This is a genomic window from Streptomyces sp. NPDC127084 (assembly GCF_042724175.1).
Lineage (GTDB): Bacteria > Actinomycetota > Actinomycetes > Streptomycetales > Streptomycetaceae > Streptomyces.
In genome coordinates this window covers 1-10,867 of record NZ_JBHXFA010000192.1, presented here as the reverse complement: position 1 = coordinate 10,867, position 10,867 = coordinate 1, and the positions used below count along the sequence as shown (strand labels likewise).

The following is a 10,867-nucleotide window of genomic DNA, read 5'->3' as shown; positions in this document are numbered from 1 at the left end:
CGCGGCGCGCCGGTGGCGCAGCCGGCGGTCCCCGGTTCGTGCCGACCACTGCGGGGGCAGGTCCCCACATCACTTCGTGGCCGCTCCGTCGCACCATCGGCGCGCAGCGGTTGGACAGGGAGAATCGAGAAGGTGGCAGCACCGAAGAAGGGCCGAAGGGCGCCCTCCGGTCAGGGAAAGCCAGGGCGCACCCTGGCTTTGCTCCTGATCGTCATGGCCGCTCTGGTCGGCGGGATGTTCTGGTCCGGGGAGACCACCCCGCGCCTCGGCATCGACCTCGCCGGCGGTACGACGATCACGCTCAAGGCCGAGCCGGAAGCCGGCAAGGAGAGCGCGGTCAACCCGACCAACATGAACACCGCGGTCGGGATCATCGACCGCCGTGTCAACGGTCTGGGTGTTTCCGAGGCCGAGGTACAGACCCAGGGCGACGAGAACATCATCGTCAACATCCCCAAGGGCACGAACTCGGAGCAGGCGAAGAAGCAGGTGGGCACGACCGCCCGGCTGTACTTCCGCCCGGTCCTCACCGTGGCCGCCGGGGGACCGGTGACGCCTGAGCCCGCCCAGAGCGGCACCCCGAGCGTCAAGCCCAGCGCCGCGCCGTCGGCGAAGCCGGGCAGCAGCACGCCCAAGGCGAACGCCCCGTCCGGTCAGCCCAGTGCCCAGGGGCGCGCGGTGACCGACGCGCTGAAGGCCCCTTCACCGGGCCCGAGCGGCTCTCCCTCGGCCAAGGCGTCCACAGCGCCCTCGGCCAAGCCGGGCGCCACGCCCAGCACGCCTCCCCCGACGCCCTCCGCCTCGGACGCCGCGCTCCAGAAGAAGTTCACCGAGGTGAACTGCCTGGACCCGAAGCAGCGCGCCAATGTCGCCAAGGGCACCAAGCCCGAGGACACCATCGTGGCCTGCGGCCAGAACGGCGCGGGTCAGTGGGACAAGTACCTGCTGGGCCCGGCCGAGGTCGACGGCAAGGACGTCGACGGCGCCGAGGGCGTGCTGGACGCGCAGCGCGGCATCTGGAAGGTCAACATGGACTTCACGAGCTCCGGCTCGAAGAAGTTCGCGGCCATCACCAGCAAGCTGTCGCAGCAGCAGTCGCCGATGAACCAGTTCGCCATCGTGCTCGACGGCGATGTGGTGTCGGCCCCGTCGGTCAGCTCCACACTGAGCGGTTCCGCCGAGATCACCGGGAACTTCACCCAGCAGTCCGCCCAGGACCTGGGGAACATCCTGAGCTACGGCGCGCTCCCGCTGACGTTCAAGACGGAGACCGTCACCACCGTCAGCCCCGCGCTCGGCGGTGAGCAGCTCAAGGCCGGCCTCCTCGCGGGCGCCATCGGCCTCGCGCTGGTCGTGATCTACCTGCTGGCGTACTACCGCGGTCTGTCGATTGTCGCCCTGCTCAGCCTGCTGGTCTCGGCGATCCTGACGTACGCCCTGATGTCACTGCTCGGCCCGGCCATCGGCTTCGCGCTGAACCTCCCGGCGGTCTGCGGCGCCATCGTCGCCATCGGTATCACCGCGGACTCGTTCATCGTGTACTTCGAGCGCATCCGTGACGAGATCCGCGAGGGCCGTACCCTGCGGCCGGCCGTCGAGCGCGCCTGGCCGCGTGCCCGGCGCACCATCCTGGTCTCCGACTTCGTGTCGTTCCTCGCCGCCGCGGTGCTCTTCATCGTCACCGTCGGCAAGGTCCAGGGCTTCGCGTTCACCCTCGGTCTGACCACCGTGCTTGACGTCGTCGTGGTGTTCTTCTTCACGAAGCCGCTTATGACGCTCCTGGCCCGCACCAAGTTCTTCGCGAGCGGCCACCCGTGGTCCGGCCTCGACCCGAAGCGGCTCGGTGCCAAGCCCCCGCTGCGCCGCTCGCGGCGTACCTCCGCCCCCGTCGACCCGAAGGAGGCGTGAGATGTCGCGACTCGGAACTCTCGGCGCCCGGCTCTACCGCGGCGAGGTCGGTTACGACTTCGTCGGCAAGCGGAAGATCTGGTACGGCATCTCGATCCTGATCACCATCACGGCCATCGTCGGCCTGGCGGTGCGGGGTCTCAACATGGGCATCGAGTTCAAGGGCGGTGCCGTCTTCACCGTCGAGAAGGCGTCCTCGATCTCGGTCACCCAGGCCCAGGAGGCCGCCCAGGAGGCCTCGGGGCACCCGGCGATCGTGCAGAAGCTCGGCAACGGCAGTATGCGCATCCAGGTCAGCGAGGTGGACGGGGCCAAGGCCGGCAGCGTGGCCAAGGCCATCGCCGACGATCTGAAGGTCGACCCCAAGGGGATCAGCGACGAGGTCGTCGGCCCCAGCTGGGGTGAGCAGATCGCCAACAAGGCATGGATCGGCCTCGGCGTCTTCATGTTCCTCGTGGTGATCTATCTGGCGATCGCCTTCGAGTGGCGCATGGCGCTCGCCGCGCTGATCGCCCTGATCCACGACCTCACCATCACCGTCGGTGTGTACGCACTCGTCGGCTTCGAGGTCACTCCGGGCACCGTGATCGGTCTGCTGACCATCCTCGGTTATTCGCTGTACGACACGGTGGTCGTCTTCGACAGCCTCAAGGAAGGCACAGCGGATATCACCAAGCAGACCCGCTGGACCTACAGCGAGATCGCCAACCGCTCGATCAACGGCACCCTGGTGCGGTCGATCAACACCACCGTGGTCGCACTGCTGCCGGTCGCCGGTCTGCTGTTCATCGGCGGTGGCTTCCTCGGCGCCGGCATGCTCAACGACATCTCGCTGTCGCTGTTCGTCGGTCTCGCCGCCGGTGCCTACTCGTCGATCTTCATCGCCACTCCGCTGGTCGCCGACCTGAAGGAGCGCGAGCCGCAGATGAAGGCCCTGCGCAAGCGGGTCCTCGCCAAGCGTGCGGCCGCAGCGGCCAAGGGCGAGTCCCTTGACGACGACTCCGCAGCGGAGGGAGCGCATGACGAGGCGCCCAAGGCGACCACGACGGGTGGCGTCGTGGGCCAGCGTGACCGCGGTCGCGGGCGTCCCTCGCCGGGGAAGCGCCGATGACCGGAGCGACCCGCGAGCTGCTGCTCAGCCGCATCCGTGACGTGCGGGACTATCCGAAGCAGGGGGTGCTGTTCAAGGACATCACCCCGCTGCTCGCGGACCCGCACGCGTTCACGGCGCTCACCGACACCCTCGCCGAGCTCTGCGTACGCCAGGGCGCGACCAAGATCGTCGGACTTGAGGCGCGTGGCTTCATCCTCGCCGCCCCGGTCGCGGTCAAGGCGGGGATGGGGTTCATCCCGGTACGCAAGGCGGGCAAGCTTCCCGGCGCGACCCTGTCGCAGGCCTACGACCTGGAGTACGGCTCGGCCGAGATCGAGGTGCACGCCGAGGACCTCTGCGCCGACGACCGTGTCATGGTCATCGACGACGTCCTCGCCACCGGCGGCACAGCGGAAGCCTCGCTTGAGCTGATCCGCCGGGCGGGCGCCGAGATCGCGGGCGTCGGCATACTGCTGGAGCTGGGCTTCCTCGGCGGGCGCGCCCGCCTGGAGCCCGCGCTTCGAGGCGCTCCGCTGGAGTGCCTGATCACGCTCTGAGCAGAGTCTCGCCGCTCAGCGGACGCAGGGAACGGGCACCCGGGAACACCGGGTGCCCGTTCCACGTTGTGGACAGACCCGGTCCCCGGGCGAGGCCAGCGCCCAGGGTCGATACCATGGCCTTTCCGGGCCTGACCGGGGGACCCGGATCAGCCTGAGGAGCGCCCTTGCCAGACGAGGCCAAGCCCGCCACCGCGCAGCCCGACCAGCAGGCCGAGGAGGCTGCCGCGGCCTCCGCCACGCCCGAGGAGAAGCCCGCGGAGCGATCCGCGGCTGCCACACCCGCGCGGAGCGAGCAGACCCGCCCGGCCGGGGGCTGGGGGAACGCGAAGGGCCAGGCCCCGGCACCGGTGACGGCCCCCAAGCCCACCCCGGCAGCCCCGGCACGCTCGGGCGGCTCCTCCAACCGCGTCCGCGCCCGGCTGGCCCGGCTCGGAGTGCAGCGCTCCAGCGCATACAACCCGGTCCTGGAGCCCTTGCTCCGGATCGTCCGCAGCAACGACCCCAAGATCGAGACTTCGACGCTCCGCCAGGTCGAGCGCGCGTACCAGGTGGCCGAGCGCTGGCATCGCGGCCAGAAGCGCAAGAGCGGCGACCCGTACATCACCCATCCGCTCGCCGTCACCACCATCCTCGCTGAGCTTGGCATGGACCCGGCGACCCTGATGGCGGGCCTGCTGCACGACACCGTCGAGGACACCGAATACGGCCTTGACACCCTGCGCCGGGACTTCGGCGACCAGGTGGCCCTGCTGGTCGACGGCGTGACCAAGCTGGACAAGGTCAAGTTCGGCGAGGCAGCGCAGGCCGAGACCGTACGCAAGATGGTCGTCGCCATGGCCAAGGACCCCCGGGTGCTGGTCATCAAACTCGCCGACCGGCTGCACAACATGCGCACCATGCGCTACCTCAAGCGGGAGAAGCAGGAGAAGAAGGCCCGCGAGACCCTGGAGATCTACGCTCCGCTGGCACACCGCCTGGGCATGAACACCATCAAGTGGGAGCTGGAGGACCTCGCCTTCGCGATCCTCTACCCCAAGATGTACGACGAGATCGTCCGGCTTGTCGCCGAGCGCGCACCCAAGCGGGACGAGTACCTCGCCATAGTGACCGACGAGGTGCAGACCGATCTGCGGGCCGCCCGCATCAAGGCCACCGTCACCGGCCGCCCCAAGCACTACTACAGCGTGTACCAGAAGATGATCGTCCGCGGCCGTGACTTCGCGGAGATCTACGACCTGGTCGGCATCCGCGTCCTCGTCGACACCGTCCGCGACTGCTACGCGGCACTCGGCACCGTCCATGCCCGGTGGAACCCGGTCCCGGGGCGGTTCAAGGACTACATCGCGATGCCGAAGTTCAACATGTACCAGTCGCTGCACACGACGGTCATCGGGCCCAACGGCAAGCCCGTCGAACTCCAGATCCGCACCTTCGACATGCACCGCCGCGCCGAGTACGGCATCGCCGCGCACTGGAAGTACAAGCAGGAGGCCGTGGCCGGCGCCTCCAAGGTCCGCACCGACGTCCCCAAGGTCAGCGGCAAGGACAAGGACGCGCTCAATGACATGGCGTGGCTGCGGCAGCTCCTCGACTGGCAGAAGGAGACCGAGGACCCGGGCGAGTTCCTGGAGTCCCTGCGCTTCGACCTGTCGCGCAACGAGGTGTTCGTCTTCACCCCCAAGGGCGATGTCATAGCGCTCCCCGCGGGCGCCACCCCGGTCGACTTCGCCTACGCCGTCCACACCGAGGTCGGCCACCGCACCATAGGAGCCCGGGTCAACGGTCGGCTGGTGCCGCTCGAATCCACTCTGGACAACGGAGACCTGGTCGAGGTCTTCACCTCCAAGGCCACCGGCGCGGGCCCGTCCCGGGACTGGCTCGGCTTCGTCAAGTCCCCGCGTGCCAGGAACAAGATCCGCGCCTGGTTCTCCAAGGAGCGCCGCGACGAGGCGATCGAGCAGGGCAAGGACGCGATCGCGCGTGCCATGCGCAAGCAGAACCTGCCGATCCAGCGCATCCTCACCGGGGACTCACTGGTGACGCTGGCGCACGAGATGCGCTACCCCGACATCTCGTCGCTGTACGCGGCGATCGGCGAGGGCCATGTCGCCGCGCAGGGCGTGGTCCAGAAGCTCGTCCAGGCTCTCGGCGGCGAGGAGGCCGCCACCGAGGACATCGCCGAGTCCGTCCCGCCCTCACGCACCCGCGGCCGTAAGCGGCGCGCCAACGCCGACCCGGGTGTGGTGGTCAAGGGCGTCGACGATGTCTGGGTGAAGCTGGCCCGTTGCTGTACGCCGGTGCCCGGCGACCCGATCATCGGCTTCGTCACCCGCGGCAGCGGTGTCTCGGTCCATCGCGCGGACTGCGTCAACGTGGACTCGCTCTCCCAGCAGCCCGAACGCATCCTGGACGTCGAGTGGGCGCCCACGCAGTCCTCGGTCTTCCTGGTCGCCATCCAGGTGGAAGCCCTGGACCGCTCCCGGCTGCTGTCGGATGTCACGCGCGTCCTGTCCGACCAGCACGTCAACATCCTCTCGGCCGCCGTCCAGACCTCCCGCGACCGGGTCGCCACCTCCCGCTTCACCTTCGAGATGGGCGACCCGAAGCATCTGGGCCACGTCCTGAAGGCTGTTCGTGGCGTGGAGGGCGTCTACGACGTCTACCGCGTGACCTCAGCGAGGCGCCCCTGAAGGGGCTCGGGGCCGTAGGTGTGACCGCACCCCTCCCCCCAGAGCCTGCGGGCCTGGGGGCCCTACGGGCGTCCGGAGCGTCCGCCCTCGAACTCCCCCTTCGTCCGGGGGGACCCATGGCAGGCTGGACGCGGGTCGCCCGTGTAGGCATCCCGCGGAAAGCAGGAGGGCCTGGTAGCGCGCAGCTACCAGGCCCTCCGAGTTCGCGCGACGCGCGAAAGGGGTCAGCCCCCGAACTCCTGGAGCCCCTTCAGCGCCTGGTCCAGCAGCGCCTGCCGCCCCTCCAGCTCCTTCGCCAGCTTGTCGGCCTTCGCGTTGTTGCCCGCCGCACGCGCCGCGTCGACCTGGCCGCGCAGCTTGTCGACCGCCGACTGGAGTTGGCCGGTCAGCCCCTCGGCGCGGGCCCGCGCCTCGGGGTTGGTGCGGCGCCACTCGGCCTCCTCGGCCTCCTGGATCGCGCGCTCCACCGCGTGCATCCGGCCCTCGACCTTCGGGCGGGCGTCACGCGGGACATGGCCGATGGCCTCCCAGCGCTCGTTGATGGAGCGGAAGGCGGCACGCGCTGCCTTCAGGTCCGTCACCGGCATGAGCTTCTCGGCCTCGGCGGCCAGCTCTTCCTTGAGCTTCAGGTTCTCGGTCTGCTCCGCGTCGCGCTCGGCGAAGACCCCGCTGCGCGCGGCGAAGAAGACGTCCTGCGCACCGCGGAAGCGGTTCCACAGGTCGTCCTCGTGCTCGCGCTGGGCGCGGCCCGCCGCCTTCCAGTCCGCCATCAGCTCGCGGTAGCGCGCCGCGGTGGTACCCCAGTCCGTCGAGCCGGACAGCGACTCGGCCTCCGCGACCAGCCGCTCCTTCGTCTGCCTGGCCTGCTCCCGCTGCGCGTCCAGCGCGGCGAAGTGCGCCTTGCGACGCTTGGAGAACGCCGAGCGCGCATGCGAGAAGCGGTGCCACAGCTCGTCGTCGGACTTGCGGTCGAGCCGGGGCAGGCCCTTCCACTTGTCCACGAGCGCGCGCAGCCGCTCACCGGCCGCCCGCCACTGCTCGCTCTGCGCCAGCTCCTCCGCCTCCGCGACCAGCGCCTCCTTGGCATGCCTGGCCTCGTCGGTCTGCTTGGCCTTCTGCGCCTTGCGCTCCTCACGGCGTGTCTCGACCGTGGCGGCCAACGTGTCCAGCCGCTTGCGCAGGGCGTCGAGGTCGCCGACCACGTGATGCTCATCGACCTGCTGGCGGATGTGCTCGATCGCCGTCGTCGCGTCCTTCGCGGACAGATCGGTGGTCTTCACCCGCTTTTCGAGGAGGCCGATCTCGACAACCAAGCCCTCGTACTTGCGCTCGAAGTAGGCCAGTGCCTCCTCTGGAGTCCCGGCCTGCCACGATCCGACGACCTGCTCGCCTTCGGAAGTCCGCACGTACACGGTGCCCGTCTCATCGACGCGGCCCCACGGGTCGCTGCTCACAGCGCCTCCTCCACATGATGCCTGCGAAGCGCTCCGGCCCCGGGCATCGTCCACAGTTTCCCGGACGGGCCTCGCCCGTCCCTCACAGCGCGGAGCGAGTCCGCGCTGCACAACGCCAATCTAGGCGACCGGCAGCCTGGCTGTCCGCACTCGGCACCGCTCAATTCCGCTGGGTCATCCCTTGGTGACAGTCACCTTCTCCAGTGTGACTGCCTTCTTCGGGGCGCCGTCTGTGGCGCCGCCTTCGACGCCCGCGGCTCCGACCGCCTTGACGATGTCCAGGCCCGCCGTGTCGATGGTGCCGAAGGGCGTGTAGGCGGGCGGCAGTTTGCTGTCCTGGTACACCAGGAAGAACTGGCTGCCACCGGTGTTCGGCTGGCTGGTGTTGGCCATGGCGACCGTGCCCGCCTTGTAGGTCACCGTGCCGTCCGCGCCCGCCTTGCCGAGCCCGGTCAGGTTCTCGTCCGGGATCGTGTAGCCGGGACCACCGGAGCCGGTGCCCTCGGGGTCGCCGCACTGGAGTACGAAGATGCCGCCCGTGGTCAGGCGGTGGCACTTCGTGTTGTCGAAGTAGCCCTTGTCGGCGAGGTGCTTGAACGAGTTGACCGTGTGCGGGGTCTTGGCGGCGTCCATCGCCACCTTGATGTCGCCCTGGCTGGTCTTCAGTGACATCGTGTACGCGGCCTTCTGGTCGATGGCCATCTTGGGCTCGGTCGAGCCGCTCTTGCCCGCCTTGGGCGGCGCGGACGAGCTGACGTCTTCGGGAGCCGCCGCGGCGTCACTGCCGGTTCCGTTGTCCGACAGGCCGACCGAGGCGTATGCCGCCGCACCCGCCGCCAGTACCACGGCGAGTGACGCCGCGATGATCGAGTTCCGGCGCCTGGACTGCTTGCGGGCCTGCTCCCGGCGCTGCTGCTGCCGCTCGAACTTCTCTCTGGCGAGCTGGCGCCGCCGCTGATCGCTGCTGACCACCGGGTCTTCTCCTTGTCGGTCACGTCGGATGGGTCGAGTGGTGTGCCGCCCGACATGTCCGGCCGAGCGTGCCCGTACCGTATACGGGTTGGCTGTGGAATGAGCACCGCCGGTAGGCTCTGAACTGCTGCATTCCGCAACAGCAATCCCGTCGGACGACACCGTGAGGACGATCGTGCTTATTGCCGGGTTCCCCGCAGGGGCCTGGGGGACCAATTGTTATCTGGTCGCCCCGGCCGCAGGCGAGGAGTGCGTGATCATCGACCCGGGCCACCAGGCCGCGCAGGGCGTCGAGGAAACGCTGAAGAAGCATCGGCTCAGGCCCGTCGCCGTCGTGCTCACCCATGGCCACATCGACCATGTCGCCTCTGTCGTCCCGGTGTGCGGAGCCCATGACGTACCGGCGTGGATCCACCCCGCCGACAGGTACATGATGAGCGACCCGGGTAAGGCCATCGGCCGCTCCATCGGGATGCCGCTCATGGGCGACCTCACCGTGGGGGAGCCGGACGACGTGCGCGAGCTGACGGACGGCGCCGCGCTGAAGCTGGCGGGTCTGGAGCTCACCGTGAGGCACGCGCCCGGCCATACCAAGGGGTCGGTGACCTTCGGGATGCCCGAGGCCGCGGACATCCCGCCGGTCTTCTTCTCGGGTGATCTGCTCTTCGCCGGCTCCATCGGACGCACCGACCTGCCCGGCGGTGACATGGCCGAGATGCTCGACTCGCTGGCCCGCGTGTGCCTGCCGCTCGACGACTCGACCGTGGTGCTGTCCGGCCACGGCCCCCAGACGACCATCGGCCGCGAGCTCGCCACCAACCCGTATCTGCGGGAGGTGGCCGCCGGCCAGGGAGACGGCGGCACCGCCGCTCCCCGACGAGGAATGTGACAAGACCTTCCGTGAGTACCTTCCAGGCTCCCAAGGGCACCTACGACCTGATTCCGCCGGACTCCGCGAAGTACCTCGCGGTGCGAGAGGCGATCGCCGCGCCGCTGCGCAACTCCGGCTACGGCTATGTCGAGACCCCGGGTTTTGAGAACGTCGAGCTGTTCGCGCGCGGTGTCGGTGAGTCCACCGACATCGTCACCAAGGAGATGTACGCCTTCGAGACCAAGGGCGGCGACAAGCTGGCCCTGCGCCCCGAGGGCACCGCGTCCGTGCTGCGCGCGGCGCTGGAGGCCAACCTCCACAAGACCGGCAACCTGCCGGTCAAGCTCTGGTACTCGGGCTCGTACTACCGCTACGAGCGCCCGCAGAAGGGCCGCTACAGGCACTTCTCGCAGGTCGGCGCCGAGGCGATCGGCGCCGAGGACCCGGCGCTCGACGCCGAGCTGATCATCCTGGCCGACCAGGCGTACCGCTCGCTCGGGCTCAGCGACTTCCGGATCCTGCTGAACTCGCTCGGCGACAAGGAGTGCCGCCCGGTCTACCGGGATGCCCTCCAGAGCTTCCTGCGCGGGCTCGACCTGGACGAGGACACCCGCCGCCGCGTCGACATCAACCCGCTGCGGGTGCTCGACGACAAGCGCGAGTCGGTCCAGAAGCAGCTCGTCGGCGCACCGCTGCTGCGTGACTACCTGTGCGACGCGTGCAAGGCGTACCACGAGGAGGTGCGCGAGCTGCTGACGGCCGCGGGTGTGGCCTTCGAGGACGACGAGAAGCTGGTGCGCGGCCTCGACTACTACACGCGCACGACCTTCGAGTTCGTCCACGACGGCCTGGGCTCGCAGTCAGCGGTGGGCGGCGGTGGCCGATATGACGGGCTGTCCGAGATGATCGGCGGCCCGGCGCTGCCGTCCGTCGGCTGGGCACTCGGCGTGGACCGTACGGTCCTGGCGCTGGAGGCGGAGGGCATCGAGCTCGAACTCCCAGCGGCCACCAGCGTGTTCGCCGTCCCGCTCGGTGACGAGGCACGCCGCGCCCTGTTCCGCGTCGTCACCGAGCTGCGCAAGGCCGGTGTCGCCGCCGACTTCAGCTTCGGCGGCAAGGGTCTCAAGGGTGCCATGAAGAACGCGAACCGCAGCGGTGCGCGTTACGCGATCGTCGCCGGCGAGCGGGACCTCGCCGAAGGCATGGTCCAGCTCAAGGACATGGAGTCCGGAGAGCAGGTCGCCGTCGGCGTGAACGAGATCGTGCCCGAGCTGGAGGCCCGGCTCGGCTGAGTCGAACCCTTGTCGCCCCTGCCGCCC

Annotated in this window: 8 protein-coding genes; 6 read left to right on the top strand and 2 right to left on the bottom strand. The window is 69.4% G+C overall.

Annotation, left to right across the window (positions count from 1 at the left end; genetic code table 11):
- Positions 1-132: 132 nt before the first annotated feature.
- The 4 genes from secD to ACFWI9_RS30020 all read left to right on the top strand — a co-directional run bounded on the left by secD (position 133) and on the right by ACFWI9_RS30020 (position 6,251).
- Positions 133-1,908, top strand: a complete 1,776-nt coding sequence (secD, locus tag ACFWI9_RS30035; RefSeq protein ID WP_387167119.1) for a protein translocase subunit SecD — start codon at positions 133-135, stop codon at positions 1,906-1,908.
- A gap of 1 nt (position 1,909) precedes the next feature.
- On the top strand, positions 1,910-3,019 hold the full coding sequence (gene secF / locus ACFWI9_RS30030) for a protein translocase subunit SecF (protein ID WP_387167116.1): 1,110 nt from the start codon (positions 1,910-1,912) through the stop codon (positions 3,017-3,019).
- Positions 3,016-3,558: an adenine phosphoribosyltransferase gene (locus ACFWI9_RS30025; RefSeq protein ID WP_387167114.1), complete on the top strand. Its 543-nt coding sequence runs from the start codon at positions 3,016-3,018 to the stop codon at positions 3,556-3,558. Before secF ends, ACFWI9_RS30025 begins: the two co-directional genes overlap by 4 nt.
- A gap of 167 nt (positions 3,559-3,725) precedes the next feature.
- Positions 3,726-6,251, top strand: a complete 2,526-nt coding sequence (locus tag ACFWI9_RS30020) for a RelA/SpoT family protein (RefSeq protein WP_387167111.1) — start codon at positions 3,726-3,728, stop codon at positions 6,249-6,251.
- Between the two features lie 224 nt (positions 6,252-6,475).
- Here the strand turns inward: ACFWI9_RS30020 and ACFWI9_RS30015 are convergent, their stop codons facing one another.
- Positions 6,476-7,705, bottom strand: coding sequence for a DUF349 domain-containing protein (locus ACFWI9_RS30015; protein WP_387167108.1), 1,230 nt, complete (start codon positions 7,703-7,705; stop codon positions 6,476-6,478).
- 174 nt (positions 7,706-7,879) lie between these two features.
- Positions 7,880-8,677, bottom strand: coding sequence for a peptidylprolyl isomerase (locus ACFWI9_RS30010; RefSeq protein WP_387167105.1), 798 nt, complete (start codon positions 8,675-8,677; stop codon positions 7,880-7,882).
- 175 nt (positions 8,678-8,852) lie between these two features.
- On the opposite strand from ACFWI9_RS30010, the gene ACFWI9_RS30005 reads away from it, so the two are divergent.
- Positions 8,853-9,566 (top strand): MBL fold metallo-hydrolase, encoded by a 714-nt coding sequence (locus tag ACFWI9_RS30005; protein WP_387167121.1) that lies wholly within the window; start codon positions 8,853-8,855, stop codon positions 9,564-9,566.
- Between the two features lie 11 nt (positions 9,567-9,577).
- Positions 9,578-10,840 carry a histidine--tRNA ligase gene (gene hisS / locus ACFWI9_RS30000; RefSeq protein WP_387167102.1) on the top strand — a complete coding sequence of 421 codons (1,263 nt, stop codon included), beginning with the start codon at positions 9,578-9,580 and terminating at the stop codon, positions 10,838-10,840.
- Positions 10,841-10,867 lie beyond the last annotated feature (27 nt).